The sequence below is a fragment of the Streptomyces sp. NBC_01244 genome, assembly GCF_035987325.1.
In the GTDB taxonomy this organism is placed as follows: Bacteria; Actinomycetota; Actinomycetes; order Streptomycetales; family Streptomycetaceae; genus Streptomyces.
In genome coordinates this window covers 5,806,727-5,831,082 of the sequence record NZ_CP108488.1, presented here as the reverse complement: position 1 = coordinate 5,831,082, position 24,356 = coordinate 5,806,727, and the positions used below count along the sequence as shown (strand labels likewise).

General features: G+C 73.6%; 16 protein-coding genes. 6 read left to right on the top strand and 10 right to left on the bottom strand.

Annotated features, from left to right (window positions below; genetic code table 11):
* Positions 1-59 precede the first annotated feature (59 nt).
* The gene (gene purH, locus OG247_RS26420) at positions 60-1,640 is read right to left on the bottom strand and encodes a bifunctional phosphoribosylaminoimidazolecarboxamide formyltransferase/IMP cyclohydrolase (protein WP_327257626.1); all 1,581 of its coding nucleotides are present in this window, start codon (positions 1,638-1,640) and stop codon (positions 60-62) included.
* A gap of 32 nt (positions 1,641-1,672) precedes the next feature.
* A complete protein-coding gene (purN, locus tag OG247_RS26415) occupies positions 1,673-2,296 on the bottom strand; it encodes a phosphoribosylglycinamide formyltransferase (protein ID WP_327254553.1) in 624 nt (207 codons plus the stop codon).
* Positions 2,297-2,558: 262 nt separating this feature from the next.
* On the opposite strand from purN, the gene OG247_RS26410 reads away from it, so the two are divergent.
* Positions 2,559-3,275: a hypothetical protein gene (locus OG247_RS26410; protein ID WP_327254552.1), complete on the top strand. Its 717-nt coding sequence runs from the start codon at positions 2,559-2,561 to the stop codon at positions 3,273-3,275.
* Between the two features lie 69 nt (positions 3,276-3,344).
* On the opposite strand, the gene OG247_RS26405 is transcribed toward OG247_RS26410, so the two are convergent.
* Complete coding sequence (locus OG247_RS26405) at positions 3,345-5,108, bottom strand: cell division protein PerM (RefSeq protein WP_327254551.1); 1,764 nt, start codon at positions 5,106-5,108, stop codon at positions 3,345-3,347.
* A gap of 119 nt (positions 5,109-5,227) precedes the next feature.
* Between OG247_RS26405 and OG247_RS44880 the strand changes: the two genes are divergently transcribed.
* Positions 5,228-7,267 (top strand): helix-turn-helix domain-containing protein, encoded by a 2,040-nt coding sequence (locus tag OG247_RS44880; RefSeq protein WP_442813408.1) that lies wholly within the window; start codon positions 5,228-5,230, stop codon positions 7,265-7,267.
* A 128-nt stretch (positions 7,268-7,395) separates the two neighbouring features.
* Here OG247_RS44880 and sucD read toward each other — a convergent pair whose 3' ends face one another.
* From sucD to OG247_RS26370, 5 genes are all read right to left on the bottom strand, one after another.
* Positions 7,396-8,286, bottom strand: a complete 891-nt coding sequence (gene sucD, locus OG247_RS26390) for a succinate--CoA ligase subunit alpha (protein ID WP_327254550.1) — start codon at positions 8,284-8,286, stop codon at positions 7,396-7,398.
* Between the two features lie 21 nt (positions 8,287-8,307).
* The gene (gene sucC / locus OG247_RS26385) at positions 8,308-9,486 is read right to left on the bottom strand and encodes an ADP-forming succinate--CoA ligase subunit beta (protein ID WP_327254549.1); all 1,179 of its coding nucleotides are present in this window, start codon (positions 9,484-9,486) and stop codon (positions 8,308-8,310) included.
* A gap of 331 nt (positions 9,487-9,817) precedes the next feature.
* Positions 9,818-10,981, bottom strand: coding sequence for a VWA domain-containing protein (locus OG247_RS26380; protein WP_327257625.1), 1,164 nt, complete (start codon positions 10,979-10,981; stop codon positions 9,818-9,820).
* Positions 10,982-11,381: 400 nt separating this feature from the next.
* Positions 11,382-13,718 (bottom strand): DUF5682 family protein, encoded by a 2,337-nt coding sequence (locus OG247_RS26375; RefSeq protein ID WP_327254548.1) that lies wholly within the window; start codon positions 13,716-13,718, stop codon positions 11,382-11,384.
* On the bottom strand, positions 13,715-14,821 hold the full coding sequence (locus OG247_RS26370) for an ATP-binding protein (RefSeq protein WP_327254547.1): 1,107 nt from the start codon (positions 14,819-14,821) through the stop codon (positions 13,715-13,717). The genes OG247_RS26375 and OG247_RS26370 overlap by 4 nt, the downstream gene beginning before the upstream one ends.
* A gap of 134 nt (positions 14,822-14,955) precedes the next feature.
* On the opposite strand from OG247_RS26370, the gene OG247_RS26365 reads away from it, so the two are divergent.
* Both OG247_RS26365 and OG247_RS26360 read left to right on the top strand, forming a co-directional pair.
* Positions 14,956-16,368: an SWIM zinc finger family protein gene (locus OG247_RS26365; protein ID WP_327254546.1), complete on the top strand. Its 1,413-nt coding sequence runs from the start codon at positions 14,956-14,958 to the stop codon at positions 16,366-16,368.
* 223 nt (positions 16,369-16,591) lie between these two features.
* A complete protein-coding gene (locus OG247_RS26360; protein ID WP_442813407.1) occupies positions 16,592-18,232 on the top strand; it encodes a DUF5691 domain-containing protein in 1,641 nt (546 codons plus the stop codon).
* Between the two features lie 183 nt (positions 18,233-18,415).
* On the opposite strand, the gene OG247_RS26355 is transcribed toward OG247_RS26360, so the two are convergent.
* A complete protein-coding gene (locus OG247_RS26355; RefSeq protein WP_327254545.1) occupies positions 18,416-18,823 on the bottom strand; it encodes a cobalamin B12-binding domain-containing protein in 408 nt (135 codons plus the stop codon).
* Positions 18,824-18,998: 175 nt separating this feature from the next.
* Here OG247_RS26355 and OG247_RS26350 point away from each other — a divergent pair, with 175 nt between their 5' ends.
* Entirely contained in the window at positions 18,999-19,760 is a 762-nt protein-coding gene (locus tag OG247_RS26350) for an esterase/lipase family protein (protein ID WP_327254544.1), read from the top strand.
* Positions 19,761-19,873: 113 nt separating this feature from the next.
* Complete coding sequence (locus OG247_RS26345; RefSeq protein WP_327254543.1) at positions 19,874-21,583, top strand: M23 family metallopeptidase; 1,710 nt, start codon at positions 19,874-19,876, stop codon at positions 21,581-21,583.
* A 126-nt stretch (positions 21,584-21,709) separates the two neighbouring features.
* Here OG247_RS26345 and pcrA read toward each other — a convergent pair whose 3' ends face one another.
* Positions 21,710-24,250, bottom strand: coding sequence for a DNA helicase PcrA (gene pcrA / locus OG247_RS26340; RefSeq protein ID WP_327254542.1), 2,541 nt, complete (start codon positions 24,248-24,250; stop codon positions 21,710-21,712).
* Positions 24,251-24,356 lie beyond the last annotated feature (106 nt).

Genomic DNA, 24,356 nt, shown 5'->3' with positions numbered 1-24,356 from the left:
GTGAGCGCCGGACCCGGCGACTCGGTGATCGGTGACTCGGTGATCGGTGACTCGGTGCCTCAGTGGAAGAAGTGGCGGGTCCCGGTGAGGTACATCGTCACGCCGGCCGCCTTCGCTGCCTCGATCACCAGCTCGTCGCGCATCGAACCACCCGGCTGGACCACGGCCTTGATGCCGGCGGCCGTCAGGATCTCCAGACCGTCCGCGAAGGGGAAGAAGGCGTCGGAGGCGGCGTACGAGCCCTGCACGCGCTCGGCGCCCGCCCGCTCGACGGCCAGCTTCGCGGAGTCGACGCGGTTGACCTGACCCATGCCGACGCCGACCGAGGCGCCGTCCTTGGCGAGCAGGATCGCGTTGGACTTGACCGCGCGGCAGGCCTTCCACGCGAAGGCGAGGTCGGCGAGCTCGTCGGCGGAGAGCGCCTCGCCGGTGGCCAGGGTCCAGTTGGCCGGGTCGTCGCCCTCGGCCTGGAAGGCGTCCGACTGCTGGAGCAGCACGCCGCCGGAGATGGGCTTGAGGTCGCCCGGCTGGTGCGGGTGGCCCTCCACCTTCAGGACGCGGATGTTCTTCTTCTTCGCGAGGACCTCGACGGCGCCCGGCTCGAAGTCGGGGGCCACGATGACCTCGGTGAAGATCTCCGCGACCTGCTCGGCGAGCTCGACGCTCACCGGGCGGTTGACGGCGATGACCCCGCCGAAGGCGGAGACCGGGTCGCAGGCGTGCGCCTTGCGGTGGGCCTCGGCGACGTCCTTGCCCACCGCGATGCCGCACGGGTTGGCGTGCTTGATGATCGCGACGCAGGGCTCTTCGTGGTCGTAGGCGGCGCGGCGGGCCGCGTCGGTGTCCACGTAGTTGTTGTAGGACATCTCCTTGCCGTGCAGCTGCTCGGCGTTGGCGAGCCCGCCCGGCTGCCCGTCCGTGTACAGCGCGGCCGCCTGGTGCGGGTTCTCGCCGTAGCGGAGGGTGGACTTGCGCTCCCAGGCGCCGGCCAGGAACTCGGGCAGTACGGCCTCCGGCTCGGGCGCGTACGCGTTCGTGAACCAGGAGGCGACGGCCACGTCGTACGCGGCGGTGTGCTGGAAGGCCTCGGCCGCGAGCCGCTTGCGGGCGGTGAGGTCGAAACCGCCGCCCTGGGCGGCGGCGAGCACGGCGTCGTAGCGCGCCGGGCTGGTGACCACGGCCACCGAGGGGTGGTTCTTGGCGGCGGCGCGGACCATCGAGGGGCCGCCGATGTCGATCTGCTCCACGCACTCGTCCGGGGTCGCGCCCGACTGGACGGTCGCGAGGAACGGGTAGAGGTTGACGATCACCAGGTCGAAGGGCTCGACGCCCAGCTCGGCGAGCTGGTTGCGGTGGTCCTCCAGGCGCAGGTCGGCGAGGATGCCGGCGTGCACGCGCGGGTGCAGGGTCTTGACCCGGCCGTCCAGGCACTCGGGGAAGCCGGTCAGCTCCTCGACCTTGGTGACGGGCACCCCGGCGGCGGCGATCTTCGAGGCGGTGGAGCCGGTCGAGACGAGGGCGACACCCGCCTCGTGCAGACCGCGGGCCAGCTCTTCCAGTCCCGTCTTGTCGTAGACGCTGATGAGCGCGCGCCGGATCGGGCGCTTCGACGCGGCGAGGTCCTCGCCCTCTGCGGTCACGGTCTCTGCGGTCCCTGCGGCCTCTGCGGCGGTCACTGGATTGTTACCTTTCGTCCCTCGATGCGGTAGCCGTGCCGGGCCAGGCGCCCCACGACGTCGACGAGCAGCTCGCGCTCGACTTCCTTGATCCGCTCATGGAGAGCGGCTTCGTCCTCTTCGTCCCTGACCTCGACCACACCCTGGGCGATGATCGGACCGGTGTCCACGCCCGCGTCCACGAAGTGGACGGTGCAGCCGGTGACCTTCGCGCCGTAGGCGAGGGCGTCCCGTACGCCGTGGGCGCCCGGGAAGGCCGGGAGGAGGGCCGGGTGCGTGTTGACGAACCGGCCGCCGAAGCGGCCGATGAACTCCGGCCCGACGATCTTCATGAACCCCGCCGAGACCACCAGGTCCGGCGCGTGCGCGTCGGTGGCCGCGGTGAGGGCGGCGTCCCACTCCGCACGGCTCGCGTACGACCTGACCGGGCACACGAAGGTGGGGATCCCGGCCTTCTCGGCGCGCTCCAGTCCGGCGATGTTCTCGCGGTCGGCTCCCACGGCGACGACTTCGGCGCCGAAACCCTCGGGTCCGCCGGGATGGGCGTCGATGGCGTCGAGCAGGGCCTGGAGGTTGGTGCCGGATCCGGAGACCAGCACGACCAGGCGGGAGGCGGCCATGGGAGGCCCTTTCTCGTCGAGCGGGGGCGCCTCCCGGCGTGAACCGGGGGCGCGTCGTTCGTCTTGTGCGATCGCATGAAACTTCGGGTCCCCGGTATACGGGGGACCATACGAAGCCACCGACCGCCTGCAACGATACCGGCACACCGGACGGCCCCCGAGGGACGGGGGGACGGGTGGGCGGTAGCGTCTGGCGTACACGCCGTAAACAGGCCTCGGACGTCCCAGCGGCGTCCACGACACAGGGGATGAAACACACCCGATGCCGGACCGCCCCCAGCCCGACCGCCCCACCGACGACAACCCCTTCGCGGCGCCCCCGGAAGGCCGGCCCGACCGGCTCTGGGAGCCGCGCGCCGGCGGTGACGGCGGCGACCAGCAGGAACCCGGGTCGGGACCGGGCGCGGACCCCGGGTCGGGACCGGCGCGCTGGGACCCCACGGACCCGATCCAGCGGCGGGCGCGGTACGCGCTGCTGGCCGGCATGTGGGGCTTCTTCTTCGGGGTCTTCGGCATCCCCTCGATGGGGCTGCTGCTGGGCGCGCTCGCCCTGTACTGGGGGATCAGCGCGCTGCGCGGGGTCCCTGCGAAGCCGTCCGGGGACGGGGCGAAGGGCGCGTCCGGCCGCTCGCGCGGCACGGGCGCCTCGGCGGAGGACGTGGGTACGGGGACGGGCAGGAGCGCCGCTGCGGATCCGGGTGCCGGTACGGCCACGGGTGCCGGTGCGGCTCCCGGTGCGGCCCGGGGCGGGCTGGCGGCGCTGGGTGCCGCCGCCCGGCCCCAGCGGACGGCGGCGGCGAGCGGTCTGGTGACGGCTTCCCTCGCGATCCTGCTGGCGCTGTCCTCGTATGCCGTGCAGCTCACGTACAAGGACTTCTACGTCTGCAAGCAGGACGCCCTCACCAAGCCGGCCGAGCTGCAGTGCAACGACCTGCTGCCGGACAACTTCATCGGCAAGATGCTCGAGGTCCAGCGCTAGCCGGTCGATGGGCTGGTCGATCCGGGCGGCCTCCGGCGCGGGCTGTCCGGCCTGCCCCGGGTCCCTTGCCTAAGCCGGTTCGATTCCCGGTTCCGCTGCCGGTTCCACTGCCGGTTCCGTTCCGGGTTTCCGGCGGGTCAGTACGCGGGCTCCGGTCACCGGCGGGACGAGCGGGGCCGCGGCCGGGGGCTGCCGGGGCGGTGGCGGGGGCTCCGGAAGGGACGATCCTGCCGGTACGAGGGCCCCGGGCCGGGGCTCGGCTGCGAGGGCCGATGCGGGTGCGGGTGCGGGCACGGGCACGGGCGTGTGCGGGGGCGCTCCCGCGGTCGCCGGCAGCGGCTCCGCGGGAAGTGCGGGCAGCGGGATCGGGGTCAGGTCCAGCTTGAGGCCGGGCATGACCAGCACGGGGCGCTTCGGCGGTGCGGACACCGGCCGGGACGCTTCCTCCGGAGCCCGGGCCGGGGACGGCCCGTCACCCTCGGCCGGGGTGCCCGAGAAGTCCGGGATCAAGGTGCCCGCCGCCCGGCGCAGAGCCGCCCAGCGGACCTCGCGCACGCCGCTGTCGTGCCAGGCGTCCTCGGAGCCGGCGCCGGCCAGGCCCCTCGCGGGCCGGTTCCGCCAGGCGTGCACGGTGACGGCCAGCGGGACCGCGAGGGCCAGGGTCCAGCCCAGGGCCGCCCCGCCCGTCTGCCACCACACCGGGCCGAAGGCGGCCAGCTCCCGGGAACCGAGCGGCCCCGCCGAAGCCGCGGTGAGGGCGGCCGTCGCCAGGGCGCACACCAGGGCGCCCAGCGCCGCCGTGAGCGCGGTCTCCCCGTACGAGACATCGCGTGCCCGGCGTACCGCGAACCAGCCCACCGCCAGCCCGGCCACCACCGGCACCGCGCCGACGGCCCAGGTCAGCGGCGTACCGGGGCCCTCCGGGGGCAGCGCCGCGAGCAGCGGGAAGCGCGGCAGCGCGGGCGAGCCGCCGAAGCCGAGCGGGGTCGCGGCGGCTCCGGTGCCCAGAGCGAAGCCGGGACCGAGGGCGTAGGCGGCGCCCCAGACGACGGTGTTCGGGATCAGCACGAGGGAGAGCAGCAGCACCGCGAAGCGGCCCGACCAGTCCCCGGTCAGCGCCGCGAAGGAGCCCTGCACCTCCGCCCCGTGCCAGGCCAGCGAGCCCCCGACCAGCAGGGCTCCGCCGCCGAGGAGCACCAGCACCCCGCCGGCGCCGGCCCGCAGCGCGAGGGTGTGGCGGGGCCGGGTGAGCCGGCCGGGCAGCTGCCCGAGCGGCCGCCCCCGGGACTCCCAGACCCCGCCGGCGGCGGCGAGGGCGGCGACGACCGGGAGGTGGCGGGCCGCACTGAGCGGGTCGGCCGGCAGCGGCCCGGCTGCGGCGTACACGACGGCCAGGGCGCCGACCCCGAGGTAGCCGCAGAGCACGGCGGAGAACACCACGCCCGCGGGCAGCGGCTCCGCGCCCCGGTCCTCCTGCCCGGCGCTGCCGAGCCGGGCGGCGCGCCGGATCAGCAGCGCGGGCAGGGCCACGAGCAGCAACGGGGTCAGGCCGACGGGGGCGGGCACCCCGGAGAGGGTTTCGTAGCGGACGAGGTCGGTCCCGTGGGCGAGCAGCCAGAGGCCCGCCGCGAGGTGCAGGGCGCCGCCGGGGCCGCTGTCGGGGTAGGGGGAGCTGATCCACAGCACGATGACGAGCACGGCGAGGAAGCCGAGCCCCAGTACTGCGGCGACGGCGCCACCCACGACACACGCGGCGGCCGCCGGTGAACGGCGCCGTGCGGGGGCCCTGGGGGGCATGGGCAACGAGGTCCCGCGTTCGGTCACTTGGGTCACCCCGCCATGGTGCCAACGACACGCGCTATGGGCGGGTAACAGGCGAATGACCGTGGTGTCGCTCAATATACGTTTATGTACTTTTTCGCTCAGGGCGTCCGGGTCGCGGGGAGTGTGGCATGACACAAAGCGTCACGGAGCTGGGCCTCCCCACCCCGAAGGAACGCCGACGCCTGCGCGAAGCGGCCGACCTGACGCACGATGAGGTCGCGGCGGCAGTGGGCGTCACCTCGAACACGGTCCGCTCCTGGGAGACCGGCCGCACCCACCCCCGGGGCCGCAAGCTGGAGGCCTACTCCAAGCTCCTGACCCGCCTGTCCACGGACGAGTCCGCCGACTCCACCCCCTCGGACCCTATGGGCCTCACAGGCCCCACAGGCCCCACAGGCCCCACGGGCCCCACGGGCCCCACCGCGCGGACCGACGGCTCGGCTCCCCCGGACGGCCCGGCCACGGGGTCCGCCGTCGACGCGTCCGCCGCAACCGGCCCCGCCGGAGCGGACACGGACGCGGCGTCAGCCCCGTTCGCCACGTCCGAGAGCCCGCTCGACAGCGACACGGAGCGCACCGAGGCGGCAACCGGCGCCGGAACCGCGGACGCAGACGCGGCGTCAGCCGACGATGCCCCCGAGAGCCGGTTCGGGCTGCGCATGATGCGCGGACTCACCCGGCCCGCCGGGGCGCAGACCCGGCCCAAGGCCGCCGTCAAGCGCGCCGCGAAGCCGCCCGTCGGGATGCCCCGGCACGAGGCGAAGTCCACGGTCAGGGCCGGAGCCGCCCAGGGCGGCGCCGGCCACGGCGGAGGCGGCCACGGCGGAGGCGGCCACGGCGGAGGCGGCCACGGCGGAGGCGGCGGCTTCGCAGCCCTCCGCCCGGGTGGCCCCGGTCTCCCGGGCGCCGGTACGGGTGCGGCCCCTGACACCGGCTCAGGCGCCGGACCGGACTCGGAGCCGCGCTCCGGGAGGCCCGCCGCGCCGAGCACCGGGCCGGGCACGGGGAACCCCGCCGGACGGGGCTCCGAAGCCGCCACCCGGACGAGCACCACCGGGCCGGGCTCCGGGCCGGACACCGGTTCGGAATCCCACCCGGCCACCGGGGCGGGGCCGACCGGGGCGGGCTCCTGGGCGGGCTCCGGTGCCGGCTCCGGTCCGGGCTCCGACCCGGCCGCCGGGAAGGCCCCCGGGAGGGCCGCCGCTCCCGACTCCGCGCCGACCGGCAAGGGCGCCGGGCCGGCAGCCCCCGAGGGAGACGCCCGCACGGCGGGCGGCCCGGCCGCGAAGGCCCGTACCGCCCCCGAGGACGCGCCCGGGGACGCCCCCCAGGCCCCCGGCGACGGCGCCCCGACCGTGACGGCGACCTCCGCCTTCGACGCCCTCTACGCCCGCACGGCCCCCGCCCTGTCCCGCCAGGCCTACCTCCTCACCGGCCGCCACGCCCTCGCCTGTGAGGCCGTGGAGCGCGCCTTCCAGCAGGCGTGGGAGCGCTGGCCCGAGGTCGCCACCGATCCCGATCCGGTCGGGTGGGTGCGGGCGGCGACGTACGAGTACGCGCTCTCCCCCTGGCACCGGTTCCGGCGTTCGCACCGGCACCCCGACAAGCCTCCGGCCGAGCCCGCCGACCGCGTCCTGCTGGACGCGATGCTCGGGCTGCCCCCGGCCCACCGCCGGACCGTGCTGCTCTACGACGGCGTCGGGCTGGACCTCCCCGACACCGCCGCCGAGACGGAGGCGTCCACGCCGACCGCCGGCAGCCGGCTCGTCAACGCGCACGCCGACCTCGCCGACCTGCTCCCCGAACTGGACGGCGTGGCGCCCGCGAAGCAGTCCGCGGTGCTGCGCGAGCGGCTCGGCACGCTGACGCCGGCCCGCCCGCTGGAGCCGCGCGCGGCAGCCGTCGTACGGGTGGCCGGCGAGCACCGCAACCGGCTGTGGACGCGGGCGGTGATCGGGGTATCGGCGGCCATCGCCGCCGCGACGGCCTACACCTGGGTGACCGCCCCCACCGAGTACGAGCCTCCGCGCGCCCCCGGCACGAGCGTGTCGGGCGTGCCCCCGCACAGCGGCCCGCAGCAGCTCACGGACGAGGGCCGGCAGCTCCACGACAAGCTGCTGTCCGATCCGTCGGCCGGACCGGCCCGGATCGCGCCGAGCCTCGAATAGCCGTACGTCCGGCGCTCTCCGTCTACGGAAACGGGCGTGGCCCGCACCCCTCACAGGGTGCGGGCCACGCCCGTCCGCACGTACAGCCGAAGGCTGCCGCTTACTGCTTACTGCCTACTGCTTGCTGCTTACTGCGCGGCGTTCAGGATCTCGCGCGCCAGCTTCGCGGTCTCGGTCGGCGTCTTGCCGACCTTCACGCCCGCGGCCTCCAGGGCTTCCTTCTTGGCCTGTGCGGTGCCCGAAGAACCGGAGACGATCGCACCGGCGTGACCCATGGTCTTGCCCTCGGGGGCGGTGAAGCCCGCGACGTAGCCGACGACCGGCTTGGTGACGTTCTTCGCGATGAAGTCCGCCGCACGCTCCTCGGCGTCGCCGCCGATCTCGCCGATCATGACGATCAGGTCGGTGTCGGGGTCCGCCTCGAACGCCTCGAGGGCGTCGATGTGCGTGGTGCCGATGACCGGGTCGCCACCGATGCCGACGGCCGAGGAGAAGCCGATGTCACGGAGCTCGTACATCATCTGGTAGGTCAGCGTGCCCGACTTGGACACGAGACCGATGCGGCCGGGCTTGGTGATGTCGCCCGGGATGATGCCGGCGTTGGACTGGCCGGGGGTGATCAGACCCGGGCAGTTCGGGCCGATGATCCGCGTCTTGTTGCCCTTGCTGGAGGCGTACGACCAGAAGGCGGCGGAGTCGTGCACCGCGATGCCCTCGGTGATGACGACGGCCAGCGGGATCTCGGCGTCGATCGCCTCGACCACGGCGGACTTGGCGAACGCCGGCGGGACGAAGAGGACGGAGACGTTGGCGCCCGTCTTCTCCATCGCCTCGGCGACGGAGCCGAAGACCGGGACCTCGGTGCCGTCGAAGTCGACGCTGGTGCCGGCCTTGCGCGGGTTCACGCCGCCGACGATGTTGGTGCCGTCAGCCAGCATCAGCCTGGTGTGCTTCATGCCCGTGGCACCGGTCATGCCCTGGACGATGACCTTGCTGTCCTTGTTGAGGAAGATAGCCATGTGAGTCTGTGACCTCTGCCCTTACTTCGCAGCCGCGAGCTCGGCGGCCTTGTCGGCCGCGCCGTCCATGGTGTCCACGCGCTGAACCAGCGGGTGGTTGGCGTCCGAGAGGATCTTGCGACCCAGCTCGGCGTTGTTGCCGTCGAGGCGGACGACCAGCGGCTTGGTGACCGCCTCGCCCTTGTCCTCGAGCAGCTGCAGCGCCTGGACGATGCCGTTGGCGACCTCGTCGCACGCGGTGATGCCACCGAAGACGTTGACGAAGACGGACTTGACGTCCGGGTCGCCGAGGATGATCTCGAGACCGTTGGCCATGACGGCGGCGGAGGCGCCACCGCCGATGTCCAGGAAGTTGGCGGGCTTGACGCCGCCGTGGTTTTCGCCGGCGTAGGCGACGACGTCGAGGGTGCTCATGACGAGACCCGCGCCGTTGCCGATGATGCCGACCTCGCCGTCGAGCTTCACGTAGTTGAGGTTCTTCGCCTTGGCGGCGGCCTCGAGCGGGTTCGCGGCAGCGTGGTCCACGAACTCCTCGTGACCCGGCTGGCGGAACTCGGCGTTCTCGTCGAGCGAGACCTTGCCGTCGAGCGCGATGACGTCGCCGTTGGCGACCTTCGCGAGCGGGTTGACCTCGACGAGGAGCGCGTCCTCGGCGATGAAGGTCGCCCACAGGGTCACGAGGACCTCGGCGACCTTCTCGGCGACCTCGGCCGGGAACTGCGCCAGCGCGACGATCTCGCGGGCCTTCTCGATGGTCACGCCCTCGTTGGCGTTCACCGGGACCTTGGCGAGCTTCTCCGGGGTCTCCTCGGCGACCTGCTCGATGTCCATGCCGCCCGCGACCGAGGCCATGGCCAGGAAGGTGCGGTTGGTGCGGTCGAGGAGGTACGAGACGTAGTACTCCTCCAGGATCTCCGGAGCCGTCTCGGCGATCATCACCTTGTGGACCGTGTGGCCCTTGATGTCCATCCCGAGGATGTCCGTCGCACGGGCGACGGCCTCGTCCGGGGTGGCGGCGAGCTTGACGCCGCCGGCCTTGCCGCGGCCGCCGACCTTCACCTGCGCCTTGACGACCGACTTGCCACCCATGCGCTCGGTGGCCGCTCGGGCTGCCTCAGGCGTGTCGATGACTTCACCGGCCAGCACCGGTACACCGTGCTTGGCGAAGAGGTCCCTCGCCTGGTACTCGAACAGGTCCACGCGCGTCCGTCCCTTGTCTTTTTAAAGATTCGCAGTGATTCGCGGTTGTCTGCTATCTGCGTGGGCGTGCCGCGGAGGGCAACGTGACGGCGCTGTCACAAGGAAGGCGCACACGGTGACCGTGGACGCGGCATGTCCGTCCCGCAGGTTATCCCCGTGGGACGTAGGTCCCTAAATCGCAGATCACACCTGAGCGGTGATACCTGTCACAGATCGCCTCACGGTTGAACTGCATCTTCGTGCGATCTGCCGATGGCCGACCGCCGCGAGGACTCCCCTACGGGCCCCCGCGCGGGCGGTGCGGCGGCCGACCGCGGTGGTGCCCGGCCGGTCACGGAACGGGCAGGGGACGCTTCTCCAGCGCCGCGGCCATCACCTCCGGAAACAGGTCCGGAGTGCAGGCGAAGGCCGGGGCGCCGAGCGCGGCGAGGGCGGCGGCGTGGGCCCGGTCGTAGGCGGGAGCTCCCTCGTCGGACAGCGCGAGCAGCGTCACGAACTCCACCCCCGCCGCCTTCATCGCCGCGACCCGTTTCAGCATCTCATCGCGTATGCCGCCCTCGTAGAGGTCACTGATGAGGACGACGACGGTGTCGGCGGGACGGGTGATCTTCGACTGGCAGTAGGCGAGCGCGCGGTTGATGTCGGTGCCGCCGCCGAGCTGGGTGCCGAAGAGCACGTCGACGGGATCGTCGAGCTGATCCGTCAGGTCGACCACCGCGGTGTCGAAGACGACCAGCCGTGTCGCGATCGAACGCATCGAGGCCAGCACCGCCCCGAAGACGGAGGCGTAGACGACGGAGGCCGCCATCGAACCGGACTGGTCGATGCACAGCACGACCTCCTTCTTCACCGCCCTCGAGGCGCGCCCGTATCCGATCAGCCGCTCGGGGACGACGGTCCGGTATTCGGGGAGATAGTTCGTCAGGTTCGCCCGGATGGTCCGGTCCCAGTCGATGTCCGCGTGCCGCGGCCGGCTGATCCGCGCGGACCGGTCGAGCGCGCCCGTCAGCGTGGCCCGCGTCCGGCTCGCGAGCCGCTTCTCCAACGCCTCGACCACCTTGCGGACGACGGCGCGGGCGGTCTCCCGGGTGGTCTCGGGCATGGCCTTGTTGAGGGAGAGCAGGGTGCCGACGAGGTGTACGTCCGGCTCCACCGCCTCCAGCATCTCGGGCTCCAGCAGCAGGGCGGACAGCCCGAGCCGCTGGATCGCGTCCCGCTGCATGACCTGCACCACGGAGGTGGGGAAGTACGTCCGGATGTCCCCGAGCCAGCGCGCCACGTTCGGTGCGGAGCCGCCGAGCCCGGCCGACCTCTCCCCCGCCCGCTTGCGCCCTCCGCCGCCGTCTCCCCCGTACAGCGCCCCGAGCGCGGCATCCATCCCGGCGTCCGCCCCGCTCAGCGCACACCCGGTCCCCTCCCCCTCTCCCCCGCCCAACACCATCCGCCACCGCCGCAACCGCTCGGCGCCGCCGCCACTCACTTCCGCACCAGCCATCTCCATCGGTCCCACCCCTCACTCTCGCCACACCCATCAACCTGTGCTGGCCGGTGCGGGGCATCCCCCGACCGATACCGCCGCACGGGGCGGAGTCCCCTACCCGCCCTTCGCCCGTTCCCCGGGCTGCGCCCGGACCCCTCCTGGGGCTCCGCCCCAGACCCCGCGCCTCAAACGCCGGCGAGGCTGAATGGACCCACCTCCTGCGTGCACGTGCAGGCTGACGCCCGCGAAAATCCAGCCCCTCCGGCGTTTGAGGAGCGGGGGTCCGGGGGCTGGCCCCCGGAAACGGCGCCGCACCCGGCGAAGGGTCCGGGGCGCAGCCCCGGGGAACGGGCGAGGGCGGGTAGGGGACTCCGCCCCGCGCAGCGGCCCACCGCGGCCGCCCCGCCAGGGCCCCTCACCCCCGCGCCCCCGCCAGCAGCAGCTGGACCAGGTCCACCACCGCATCCGCCCGGACCGGATCCAGCTCCGCACCGAAGCCGTCCGGCGCGCCCCCGGCCCCCACCCCGGCCGGGCCCCCACCCGGCCCCCGCCGCACCAGCTCCCCCAGGCTCCGCCGAACCCCCGCCTCGTACCCACCGAAGGTCCTCCGCAGGAGCGGCAGCACGTCGATGAACGCCCGCTCCGGCACCGACGCCAGCCAGCCGTCGATGAGCGCCAGCAGCCGCTCGTCGTGCACCAGCAGCGTGCCGCCGCCCGAGCCCCCGCCCGCGAACCCCTCGATCCAGCCCGCCGCGTCGGCCGGCGCGCACGCCGGGGACAGCGAGAGCCCCATCAGCCGGGCGGTCTCCTCGGGCGCCAGCCGCCCGTCGTCGAGCAGCAGCCGCGCCGCCCGCCCGCGTATCAGCCCGGGGACGGTGTCGCGCCCGGCCAGCGTCCGCAGCACCGCCGCCCAGCGCTCCCGCAGGCCGTCCGTGTCCAGCGCCTCCAGCAGCCCGACCGCACCGTGCACGCCGTCCACGTGCCCCCGCAGCTCCTCCGCCGCGTCGGCGTCCAGCCCGGCCGCGCAGGCGGGCGGCAGCGCCACGCATATCCGCTCCGCGAGCCCGGCCGCCACCGTCCCCAGGGCCGCCGCGTCCGTGCCTCGTACGTCCCCGTACCGCAGCGAACGGGCCAGCGCGGGCAGCGCCTTGGCCAGGCCCGCCACATCGGTGTCCAGCGCGGCCCGGTCGGCGAGGGCCCGCAGTACGGCGGGCAGGGCCCCGGAGAGCCCGGCCAGCAGGCACCGCTCCGCCAGGGCGGTGACCTCGCCCAGGTCCCCGGCGCCCGCCGCGTCGGCCTCGGCCCTGGCGGTGGCCGCCCCGAGGACGGTGGTCCCCCAGATGCCGGCTTCGGCCACCCGCACCGCGAGCTCCGGCTCCCAGCGCAGCCGCCAGGTCTCGCGGAAGGTGCCCGTGCTCCCCCGGGAGGCCGTCGGGACGCCCCAGTCGATGCCGAGCAGCCGCAGCCGGTGCAGCAGCAGGGACTTGGCCGCGTCGGTGTCCTTGCGCAGGTCGAGTTCCAGTTCCCGGTCCTGCGCCTCGGGCTTGAGCCGCAGCGAGCGCTGCCGGCGGGTGAGGTCGCGCTGGAGCGGTACGACGGGCGCCGCGTCGGGGACTTCGCCGAGCACGTCTCCGACGACGAGCCGGTCCTCGATCAGGGCGAGCGGTATGTCGGAGCCGTCACACATCACCGCCCGGACCGCTTCCAGGGTCTCCGTCAGCCCCGGCACCGGCCGGCCCCGCATCGCGGCCAGGGTGTCGGCGAGCCGGACGGCTTCGATGACGTGGGCCGGGGAGACCTGCCGGTCCTCCTCGCGGAGCAGGCCCGCGACCTTGGTCAGCCAGCGTTCGACGGGCCGGTCCCGGGCCGCGAAGAGGTGTGCGTACCAGCCGGGCGAGGTGATGCCCGCGCCGTACCCTCCGGCCCGGGCGAGGCGCCGGTGGGTCCAGGGCACCCAGGTGGTCTCCACCTTGACCTTGGGCAGGCCGGCGAGGAGCGCCTTGTCCGCGGCCGCGGTGGTCTTCGTCCGCAGGGCCGGGACGTGCCAGGCCCCGCAGACGACGGCGTAGGCGTCGCCGAACTCCCGGCGCGCGGCCCGCATCCGCTGCCGCATGTACGCCTCGCGCACCAGGTCCCGGTGGTGGCCGCCCGCCCCGTACTCCTCGCGCAGGGCGCCCATGGCCTCTCCGAGCGCCTCGAACACGCCGAGCGGGTCGGTGGCCGGTCCCGTCCCGCCACGGTGCTCGACCACGTCCTCCCACCACCGCTCGGGGTCCTCGTACCCGGCGGTCTCCGCCAGCACGGCCAGCGGGTCCAGCCGTACGGATCCGTGCGCCGCTCCGTCCGCCGCGTCCCCCGCCCCCTCCGGGTCCTGCTCCGGGGCCTCCGGCACGGCCAGCGAGTGCGCGGCCGGGAGGTCGATGAACCGCACCGGCACGTCCCGCTCCTGCGCCCACCGGATGGCGGCCCATTCCGGGGAGAAGCCGGCCAGGGGCCAGAACGCGGCCCGCCCCGGGTCGTCGGCCGCGTGGGCGAGCAGGGCGACGGGCGGGCGCATCCCCGGGTCCGCGGCGAGCGGGAGCAGGGCGTCTCCCTCCGGCGGTCCCTCGATCAGCACCGCCGCCGGCCGCGCCGCGTCCAGGGCGGCGCGCACCGCGCGGGCCGAGCCGGGCCCGTGGTGCCGTACGCCGAGCAGCAGCGGGCCCGCGGCGACCGTGCCGTGGGTGTTCGGGACCGTCGTCCCGGGGCTCATGCCGTCACCTCCCGGCAGGCCCGGTAGAAGTCCTTCCAGCCGTCGCGCTCGCGGACCACGGCTTCCAGGTACTCCTGCCAGACCACCTGGTCGGCGGCCGGGTCCCGGACGACGGCCCCGAGGATCCCCGCGGCCACGTCGGAGGGGCGCAGGACGCCGTCCCCGAAGTGGGCGGCCAGGGCGAGGCCGCCCGTGACCACGGAGATGGCCTCGGCGGTGGACAGGGTGCCGCTGGGCGACTTGATCTTCGTACGCCCGTCGTCGGTGACTCCGCCGCGCAGCTCGCGGAAGACGGTGACGACGCGGCGGATCTCCTCCAGGCCCTCCGGGGCGGCGGGCAGGTCGAGGGCGCGGCCCATCTGGTCGACGCGGCGGGCGACGATGTCGACCTCGGCGTCGGCGGTGGCGGGCAGCGGCAGGACGACGGTGTTGAAGCGCCTGCGCAGCGCGCTGGAGAGCTCGTTGACCCCGCGGTCGCGGTCGTTCGCGGTGGCGATGAGGTTGAAGCCGCGCACGGCCTGCACTTCCTGGCCGAGCTCCGGTATCGGGAGCGTCTTCTCGGACAGGACGGTGATGAGGCTGTCCTGGACGTCGGCGGGGATCCGGGTGAGTTCCTCGACGCGGGCGGTCATGCCCTCGGCCATGGCCCGCATGACCGGGCTCGGTACGAGCGCTTCGCGGCTCGGGCCGTGGGCGAGGAGGCGGGCGTAGTTCCAGCCGTAGCGGATGGCCTCCTCCGGGGTGCCGGCGGTGCCCTGGACGAGGAGGGTGGAGTCTCCGCTGACGGCGGCGGCGAGGTGTTCGGACACCCAGGTCTTGGCGGTGCCGGGCACGCCGAGGAGCAGCAGCGCGCGGTCGGTGGCGAGGGTGGTGACGGCGACTTCGACGATCCGTCGCGGGCCGACGTACTTGGGTGTGATGACGGTGCCGTCTTCGAGCGTGCCGCCCTGCAGGTACGTGGCCACGGCCCACGGGGAGAGTTTCCAGCGGGCCGGGCGGGGCCGGTCGTCGGCGGCCGCCAGGGCTTTCAGTTCGTGCGCGAAGGCGTCTTCGGCGTGCGGTCGCAGCGCCTCTGCGGTGGTCTCGTTCCCGGTCGTGGCCATGGTCCCCCTCCAATGCTGCGCAGCCGCTTCCGACTGCTGGAACCACGATGCACCCGACCACTGACAACGGGCCCCGGAAGATGTGTTGTTGCAGGTCAGAGCGATTGTCAGTGGGGGTCTCTACCGTGGAACACATGACTGAGCAGGGGGTCCGCTGGACAGCGGAACAGGTACTGGCTCTGGCTCCTGACGATGCCTCACGCAAGGCGGGGGCCAGACTCGGTGGGGCGGGGCCGTGGTCACAGACCGGAGGTTCCGCTTCCGGTGCGGTGTGGGGGTTGTGCAAGGGCAGCGGCAGCAAGCCGTACCGGACGGTCGTCGACCTGTCCGGGCCGGCGTACAACTGCTCTTGCCCGAGCCGGAAGTTCCCGTGCAAGCACGCGCTGGGCCTGCTGCTGCTCTGGGCCGCGGAGGGGCTCGACACCTCGGCCGGCACCTCGGCCGGCACCTCGGCCGAAGCTCCGGACTGGGCGGACGGGTGGCTCGCCGAGCGGGCGGCGAAGGCAGCGCGCCCGGCCGCCGACCGCTCCGGCCGGGCGGGGCCCGCCGACGCCGAAGGGGCCCGCAAGCGGGCCGAGCGGCGGGCGGCCCGGATCGGCGCGGGCGTCACCGAGCTGGAACAGCGGCTCGCGGACCTGGTGCGCGGCGGCCTCGCCGGTCAGGAGCGGGCGGGATACGCGGCCTGGGAGGAGACCGCCGCCCGGATGGTCGACGCCCAGGCACCCGGACTGGCCGCGCGGGTGCGGGAGTTGGGGACGATACCCAGTTGCGGCGCCGGCTGGCCCGCCCGGATGCTGGAGGAGGCCGCGCTGCTGCACCTGCTGGACCGGGCCTGGCTGGGGGTTTCCGGACTGCCGGAACCGCTGGCCGCGACGGTCCGCAGCCGTCTGGGACTGCAGCCCCAGACGGACGGCGAGGCCGTACGGGACCACTGGCTCGTGCTGGCCCAGTACGACACGGCGTCACCGGACGGCCGTCTCACCACCCGCCGGATATGGCTGCGCGGGCTGGCGAGCGGGCGGCCGGCCCTGGTCCTGGACTTCGGCCCGCCCGGGCGACCGCCGGGGCTGGCGCTGCCCGTCGGGCTGGTGTTGGAGGCGGAAGCCCGCTTCCGGCCCGGCTCCGCCGGGCTGCGCGCGGATCTCGGGGAGAGGTTCGCGCCGGCCGCGCCGTGCCGGACCGCGCCGACCGGCGTGAGCGCGGGCGCGGCACTGGAGGCGTACGGCGCGGCACTGCGCGAGGACCCCTGGCTGGAGTCCTGGCCGGTGGTGCTCGGCCCGGTGGTTCCGATACCGGGAGGACAACAGGGAGGACGGCAGGGACAGCAACAGGGCTCGGCGACATGGCAATTGGCGGACGCGGAGGGGATGTCCGCCCTGCCCGTGCCCCTGACCGGGGCCGGGAGCCGGATCGGGACCGGGATGTGGCAGCTGGCCGCGCTTTCGGGAGGCGGCCCGCTGACGGTGTTCGGCGAATGCGGACACCGCGGATTCACCCCGCTGACGGCCTGGCATCAGGACTCCTCGGAGCCGGTGGTGCTGGGCTGAGCGGGCGCAGGGGGAAAGCGGCGGCGCGGGGGCGCCGACGTATTCGAAACGAGTGAGCCGGGGGGCTTTCGTGGACGACAACCACGCCAGTTGAGGCCGTAGGTACGGCCGTGTGCGCCACAGGGAAACAGACCGAGCTGCTCCGGTCCCGCGGAGGGGGCGGGACCGGAGCACGACCACCCGCACACGGCACGGCACACGAGGGAAAGAGGGAGGGCATCCGGTGAACACGACCACGGACACGCACACGCACACGGGCACGCATACGGACACGCATACGGACAGAGCGACGGACAGAACGACGGACGGGTCGGTGGACACGGCCTACGCGGACGGGAACTGGGACGAGCTGGTGAGCACCGCGCTGCTGGGCACCGAGCGGCGCCGGGGCAGTCCCGAGGCCCTGCTCGGGGCAGCGGCCGTGCAGACGGTACGGCGCCGGGCCGGGCTGAGACCCGCCGAGGCCGGCCCGCGTCCCGAGCCCGCCCCGCGCGACCCGCGTCCGGAGCCTCCGGAGCCGGCCCGGCGGCGGCTCGCGCAGCTGCTGGCGAGCCGGGCCGGTGCGGGCAGCGGCAGCGGGCGGCGGGGGGCCGCCCCGGACCTGACGGAGCTGCTGCCGCAGTGGCTGGCAGCCGCCGGACAGCACGGGTACCGGGCGCCGGCCTCGCTCGTGCCCGCACTGCTGGACGTCGCCCGGGCCCGCAGCGACCTCCGGCCGCAGGCGCTGGCCCTGGCCGGGACGCGCGGGCTGTGGCTGGCCCGGCTCAATCCGGACTGGCGGTTCGCACTGCGCGGGGGCTCCGGGGGCGCCGGCGAACTGCCCGACGTGCGGGACGCGATGGGAGTGGAGCGGCTGTGGCAGGAGGGGCTGTTCGCCGAGCGCGTCGCGCTGCTCGGCCTCGTACGGGCCCACGAGGCGGCCGCCGGGCCGCGGCTGCTGGAGACCACGTGGAGCACCGAACGGGCCGAGGACCGGCTGATGTTCCTCGACTCCTTGCGGGTGGGGCTGTCGGCGGGTGACGAGCCGTTCCTCGAAGCGGCGCTGGGCGACCGCAGCCGCAATGTCCGGGCGACCGCCGCCGAGCTGCTGTCCGCACTGCCGACCTCGGCGCTGGCCGGGCGGATGGCGGTGCGAGCGCTGGCCTGCGTCGGCCCGGAGGGGGTGACGCCGCCGGCCGAGTGCGATGCGGGGATGCTGCGCGACGGCGTGGTCAAGCGGCCGCCGGCCGGGCGCGGGGAGCGGGCCTGGTGGCTGGGGCAGTTGGTGGAGTCCGCGCCGCTGTCGTGCTGGGGGGACCGGTTCGGGGGACTCGGTCCGGCGGAGATCGTGGCGTGGCCGGTGGCCGAGGGCTGGGCGGAGGAACTGCACGCGGCCTGGTGCCGGGCCGCGGTGCGGCAGGGCGACCCCGCGTGGTCGCAGGCATTGCTCGGCTCGGCGTCCGCACCGCCCGCGGCGGGCCCGGCGACGGCGTCGCTGGCGGAGCGGGCGAAGCTCCTGTCGGCCCTCGGGGAGGAGGAACGGGCGGAGTGGGTGGCGGAGTTCATACGGGCGCACGGGCTGTCGGAGGCGTTCCAACTGCTCGGGGTGTGCGTGGTGCCGTGGGCGGGGGCGCTGGGGCGGGCGGTGATCGAGGCGCTGGACTCCGCGCGGGAGTCGGGCGGCTACCCGTGGAGCTTCAGCGGGGTGATGGGACTGGCGGAGCGGTGCCTTGATCCTGCGGAGGCGGGGCGGCTCGATGCGTTGGCGGCGGAGCCGGTGGAGGAGGGTGGCGCGGCGGCGTACTGGTCGGAAGCCTTCCAGCGCCTGGTCGCCACCCTGCGGCTGCGGGCGGCGCTGCACGCGGAACTAACGCCGCCGAGCTGACCGCCGGCCCCCACCCGAAGTGCCGGGCCCGCCCGGGGCGTGGACCACCGCCGGCGAGGCTGGACGCAGTCGGCGTCAGCCTGCACGTGCAGGCTGACGCCGACCGAAATCAGCCCCTCCGGCGTTTGAGGAGCAGGGGTCCGGGGACTGGTCCCCGGCAGCGGTGCCGCACGGGGTGCGGATCTATGCCGGCTGGCGGACGTGCGCGCGGACCCACTCGACGATGGCCGTGGTCGTCGCGCCCGGCGTGAAGATCTCGGCCACGCCCTTCTCCTTCAGCGGAGCGATGTCCGCTTCCGGGATGATGCCGCCGCCGAACACCTTGATGTCCTCGGCATCGCGCTCCGCGAGGAGTTCCAGCACGCGCGCGAACAGCGTGTTGTGCGCGCCCGACAGGATCGACAGCCCGATCGCGTCGGCGTCCTCCTGGATCGCCGTGTCGACGATCTGTTCGGGGGTTTGGTGGAGGCCGGTGTAGATGACCTCCATGCCCGCGTCCCGCAGGGCCCGCGCGATCACCTTGGCGCCTCGGTCGTGGCCGTCGAGGCCCGGCTTGGCCACCACCACACGGATCGGACCGGTCACACCCATCGCACTGCCTCCCGAGTGAACGAACGTTAAGTACAGCATCGCGCACACCCCCGTTTCGCGGTCAACCACGAGGGGGAAATCACACGTGGGATGGCGTACCACCGCTCCGCGCCGACAGCCGCACGGCACGGGGCGGTCGGACGCCCTGGTCCCGAGAGGCTAGGGGGGGCCGTCCATGGGGCTGACCATGTCCGGGGCCGCGCTGCGGGCGGGCGTACTGGAAGTCATCGTGCTCGGCGGGCACATCCTGCTGTATCCCACCGGGGTACTGCCGGAGCGACCCGCCGCCGCCACCCACGAGCGCCCGCCGGTGCTGCTGCTCCACGGGTTCACCGACAACCGTTCCGTCTTCGTCCTGCTGCGCCGCACCCTCGGGGCCGGCGGCCGGCGGCAGGTGGAGGCGTACAACTACTCCCCCTTCACCCGCGACCTGCGCGTCACCGCCCGGCATCTCGCCCGGCGCGTCGAGGAGCTGTGCGAGCGCACGGGGCAGGACCGGGTGGACCTGGTGGGGCACAGCCTCGGCGGGCTGGTCGGGCGATACTACGTCCAGCGCCTCGGCGGCGACGCGCGCGTCCGCACGCTCGTCACGCTCGGCACCCCGCACTCCGGCACCCGCGTGGCGCCCTTCATGGACGCGCACCCCCTGGTCCGGCAGATGCGCCCGGATTCCGAGGTGCTCACCGAACTGCGCGCGCCCGCGCCCGGCTGCCGGACCCGGTGCGTGGCGTTCTGGAGCGAGTTCGACGAGCTGATGGACCCGACCGAGACGGCCCGTATCGAACACCCGGACCTGCTCGCGGAAAACGTGCAGGTCACCGGCATCGGACACCTCGCCCTGCCCGCACACCCCACCGTCATCGCGGCAGTGCGGCGCTCGCTCGACGGACCCCGGCCGATCGCCCTCCGGCAGCCCGGCGCCGCTTCCGTCGCCTGACCTGCGGCCGCCCCGGTTCGACCTCGGCCGTGGGAGCGAAAACCGACCTCCAGTCGAACACTTTTCGAACTCAAGGCCAAGGGTGTGTCTTCAGCGGACCGAAAGACGGCCGAATGCCCGGTTCCGCCGAGCACAAAAGCCTCCGAAGATTGTCGTTGCGTGTAACCGCCGGGTACAGTCACGCCACTGCTCTCCTCCGAGGACCCCACATTCCTCGGCCACCCAGGCCCCCCGCTGCCGAGGCGAAAGAGAAGTTGGTGAACGACCGCCCCTCGTCGGGCCAGTACCCCGATTTTGGGTATGACGGCCTTTCCACCACCACTTTCGCTGGCGATTCAGCCTATGCGTCCTATGAAACACAGGCCCAGGGCTACAACTACGGCGCCACCTACGGTTCCTACGACACCGGTTCCTACGACACCGGCTCGTACGACACCACGGCTTGGACCGCCCCCCAGAACTCCTACGCGCAGCCGTCCGTCGACGCATACGCCGCCTACGACGGCTACCTCTCGACCGTCCCCACCCAGGGCGGCGTCTCCGTGGACTACCAGTCCACCGCCTTCGGCTACGAGACCTCCGCCGAGCAGACCGGCCACTGGTCGGTCCCGGGCTACGGGACCGAGACCGGTGCCTACGACGCCACCGCCTGGAACACGGCCTCCGAACCGGCCTACGGGTACGGCGCTTACGAGCAGCAGCAACACCAAGTCCCGGCGCAGGAGCAGGCCCACGGCCAGGCCCACGCCCAGGTTCACGAGCAGCAGTACGCCTACGACTACGGGTACGAGGTCTACGCCGCCACCTCGCCCGAGGTCGAGGGCGAGGTCCCGCTCGACGTGACCTACACCGAGACCGCCGTCTTCGAGTTCCTCCCCGCCGATGCCGATGACGCGGACACGGATGCGGGCGCGGACGCGGACATGGACGGGGATGCGGGCACCGAGGTGCACGATCTCCCCACCCAGGCCATGCCCGTCTCCCCGGCCGCGCCCGCCGAGCCGCGCCCCTCGCGCCGCGCCGGTTCCAAGCCCGGCTCGAAGCCCGTCGCCAAGGCGAGTGCCGCCAAGGCCGGCAGCACCAACCGCCGTCGTACTCCCGCCAAGCGTTCCGCGCTGCTGACCGTGGCCGTTCCCTCGGCCTGCGTGATGGGCGTCGCGGGTGTCGCCGCCGCCTCCGTGGGCGGTCTCACCGGTGCGGAGAAGCCGTCCGAGGAGACCACCACCCTGGCCGCCCCCGACCCGGCCTCCATCAAGCCGGTCGCGGCGAACAGCAAGCTCGACACGCAGCTCACCGCCCTCAGCGCCGACGCCGGCGACTTCGCGGACCGCGCGAGCCGCACCCAGGAACGCATCGACCTGCGCCTGCGCCAGGACCAGGAGAAGAAGCAGAAGGCGGAGGAGGCGGCGGCCAGGGAGGCGGCCCGCCCCAAGTTCGCCCTCCCCGTCGCGCGGCACGGCCTCAGCGCCGGCTTCGGCCAGGCGGGCGTCAACTGGATGTCCGTGCACACCGGCATCGACTTCCCGGTGTCCTACGGGTCTTCGGTCATGGCCGCCACCGACGGCACCGTGCGCAGCCAGTGGAACCCCGCCTACGGCAACATGGTGATACTCACCGCGCCCGACGGTACCGAGACCTGGTACTGCCACCTCAGCAGCGCCAAGATCCGCTCCGGCAAGGTCAAGGCCGGCGACGTGATCGCGTACTCCGGCAACTCCGGCAACTCCACCGGCCCGCACCTGCACTTCGAGGTACGGCCGGGCGGCGGCTCCCCGGTGGACCCGCAGTCGTGGCTGCGCGCCCACGGCCTGAACCCGAACTAGCAGAACCGGGCGCGCGGGACGCGGGACACCGGCCGGCTCCGGCCGGCCTCCCCAAGCCCCCGCCCCCGTGCCCCGCAGGGCCGCGGGGCCTCGGGGCCGCCGGTCCGCGTCCCGCCCGTCGGCGCTCTAGAGCTTCTGCACCGGCGCGTACCGCAGCAGGAGCCGCTTCGGCTTCTCGTCCCCGAAGTCGATGGTGGCCTGCGCGTCCGCGCCCGCGCCCCTGACCTCCATGACCGTGCCCAGCCCGAACTGGTCGTGCGTGACCCGGTCCCCGACCACCAGCGCGATGACCGGCTTGTCGGAGGCCCGCCGCGTGGCGAACCCCGACGGGCCCGACTTCGAACGCGACGAGGACAGGAAGGCCTCCGGCGAAGTGCCGAACGAGGCCTTCGACCCGCCCCCGGCCCCACCCGAGCCGGAGGACCCGTACCCCGAGCCCGAGCTCCGCATCGGGCCCGCCGGCTTCTGCGCCGCGCCCGTGCGCTTCCACTGCAGGTACTCGGCCGGGATCTCTTCCAGGAACCGCGACGGCGGGTTGTAGGAGGGCGTGCCCCACGCGCTGCGCATGCTCGAGCGCGTCAGGTACAGCCGCTCGCGCGCCCGCGTGATGCCCACGTAGGCGAGGCGGCGCTCCTCCTCCAGCTCCTTGGTCTGGCCCAGCGCGCGCATGTGCGGGAAGACCCCGTCCTCCATGCCGGTCAGGAAGACCACCGGGAACTCGAGGCCCTTGGCGGTGTGCAGGGTCATCAGGGTGATGACCCCGTTGCCGTCGGTGTCCTCGTCCGGGATCTGGTCGGAGTCGGCGACCAGCGCGACCTGCTCCAGGAACTCGGCGAGCGTGCCGGGGCCCACCGGCGGGGCACCGTTCTCGGCGGCCTCGGCCGCCGCCGCTTCCCTGGCCTGCTCGAATTCGAGTGCCACGGCGGCGAGTTCCTGGAGGTTCTCGATGCGCGTCTCGTCCTGCGGGTCGGTCGAGGCCTGGAGTTCGGCGAGGTAGCCCGTGCGCTCCAGGACCGCTTCCAGGACCACCGCCGGACCGGCGCCCGAGTCCACGATGGTGCGGAGCTCCTCCATCAGCACGTTGAAGCGCTTGACGGCGTTGGTCGAGCGGGCGGCCATGCCGAAGGCCTCGTCGACCCGGCGCAGCGCCTGCGGGAAGGTGATCTTCTCGCGCATCGCGAGCGCGTCGATCATGGCCTCGGCGCGCTCGCCGATACCGCGCTTGGGCACGTTCAGGATCCGCCGGAGCGGGACGTTGTCCTCGGGATTCGACAGGACGCGCAGGTACGCGAGGACGTCGCGGACCTCCTTGCGCTCGTAGAACCGGACGCCGCCGACGACCTTGTAGGGCAGTCCGACGCGGATGAAGATCTCCTCGAACACGCGGGACTGCGCGTTGGTCCGGTAGAAGATCGCGACGTCGCCTGCCTTCGCGTCTCCCGCGTCGGTCAGCCGGTCGATCTCGTCGGCGATGAACTGCGCTTCGTCGTGCTCGGTGTCCGCGACGTAGCCCGTGATGACGGCGCCGCTGCCGGCCTCGGTCCACAGGTTCTTCGCGCGGCGGTTCTCGTTGCGCTCGATGACCGCGTTGGCGGCGGACAGGATCGTCTGGGTGGAGCGGTAGTTCTGCTCGAGCAGGATCGTGGTCGCGTCCGCGTAGTCCTCTTCGAACTGGAGGATGTTGCGGATGGTCGCGCCGCGGAAGGCGTAGATCGACTGGTCGGCGTCACCCACGACGCACAACTCGGCGGGCGGCAGGTCCGGGTAGCCGGTGCCGACCAGCTCGCGCACGAGCGTGTACTGGGCGTGGTTGGTGTCCTGGTACTCGTCGACCAGCACGTGCCGGAAGCGGCGCCGGTAGTGCTCCGCGACCTCCGGGAAGGCCTGGAGCAGGTGGACCGTGGTCATGATGATGTCGTCGAAGTCGAGGGCGTTGGCCTCGCCGAGGCGCCCCTGGTACATCGCGTACGCCTGGGCGAGGGTCTTCTCGAAACCGTCCGCGGCCTGCCCCGCGAAGGCGTCCGCGTCGATGAGCTCGTTCTTCAGGTTCGAGATCTTGGCGCTGAAGGCCTTCGGCGGGAACTTCTTCGGGTCCAGGTCCAGGTCGCGGCAGACGAGCGCCATCAGGCGCTTCGAGTCGGACGCGTCGTAGATCGAGAAGGACGAGGTGAAGCCGAGCCGCTTGGACTCGCGGCGCAGGATGCGCACGCACGCGCTGTGGAAGGTGGAGACCCACATGGCGTTCGCGCGCGGGCCGACGAGGTCCTCGACGCGCTCCTTCATCTCGCCGGCGGCCTTGTTGGTGAAGGTGATCGCCAGGATCTGGCCCGGGTGGACCCCGCGCGCGCCCAGCAGGTGGCCGATGCGGTGCGTCAGCACGCGCGTCTTGCCGGATCCGGCGCCGGCCACGATGAGCAGCGGGGAACCCGCGTGCACCACGGCGGCGCGCTGCTCCGTGTTCAGCCCCTCCAGGAGCGCCGCCGGGTCGATGACGGGCCTGGGGGCGCCGTCCCGGTAGTACGCGTCCCCGTGGATGGGCGCATCGAACCGGCCCCCGAAGAGATCGTCCGCGCCCGTCTCGGGCGCGGCATGGTCTTCGGGCGGCGGGGGGACCTCTTCGGAGGGGGAGAGGTCGGCCAGGAAGCTGTCGTCAAAGAGGCTGCTCATCGCCTTCCGAGTTTAGGGGGCGGGACCGACAGCCGGTCCCGCCCCCGGAAAATCCCGGTCCTCCCACGGAAAATTCGGCGGCATATGCCCTGTGGAAGGGTCCCGC

Excerpts from the sequence above, each read along its gene's own strand:
- OG247_RS26380 (WP_327257625.1), bottom strand. The coding sequence starts at position 10,981 with ATGGCTGGTGCGGAAGTGAGTGGCGGCGGCGCCGAGCGGTTGCGGCGG.
- sucD (WP_327254550.1), bottom strand. The coding sequence starts at position 8,286 with ATGGCTATCTTCCTCAACAAGGACAGCAAGGTCATCGTCCAGGGCATG.
- OG247_RS26355 (WP_327254545.1), bottom strand. The coding sequence starts at position 18,823 with ATGGGTGTGACCGGTCCGATCCGTGTGGTGGTGGCCAAGCCGGGCCTC.
- pcrA (WP_327254542.1), bottom strand. The coding sequence starts at position 24,250 with ATGAGCAGCCTCTTTGACGACAGCTTCCTGGCCGACCTCTCCCCCTCC.
- OG247_RS26345 (WP_327254543.1), top strand. The coding sequence starts at position 19,874 with ATGCCCGGTTCCGCCGAGCACAAAAGCCTCCGAAGATTGTCGTTGCGT.
- OG247_RS26375 (WP_327254548.1), bottom strand. The coding sequence starts at position 13,718 with ATGAGCCCCGGGACGACGGTCCCGAACACCCACGGCACGGTCGCCGCG.
- OG247_RS44880 (WP_442813408.1), top strand. The coding sequence starts at position 5,228 with ATGACACAAAGCGTCACGGAGCTGGGCCTCCCCACCCCGAAGGAACGC.
- OG247_RS26365 (WP_327254546.1), top strand. The coding sequence starts at position 14,956 with ATGACTGAGCAGGGGGTCCGCTGGACAGCGGAACAGGTACTGGCTCTG.
- OG247_RS26410 (WP_327254552.1), top strand. The coding sequence starts at position 2,559 with ATGCCGGACCGCCCCCAGCCCGACCGCCCCACCGACGACAACCCCTTC.
- OG247_RS26370 (WP_327254547.1), bottom strand. The coding sequence starts at position 14,821 with ATGGCCACGACCGGGAACGAGACCACCGCAGAGGCGCTGCGACCGCAC.
- purN (WP_327254553.1), bottom strand. The coding sequence starts at position 2,296 with ATGGCCGCCTCCCGCCTGGTCGTGCTGGTCTCCGGATCCGGCACCAAC.
- OG247_RS26350 (WP_327254544.1), top strand. The coding sequence starts at position 18,999 with ATGGGGCTGACCATGTCCGGGGCCGCGCTGCGGGCGGGCGTACTGGAA.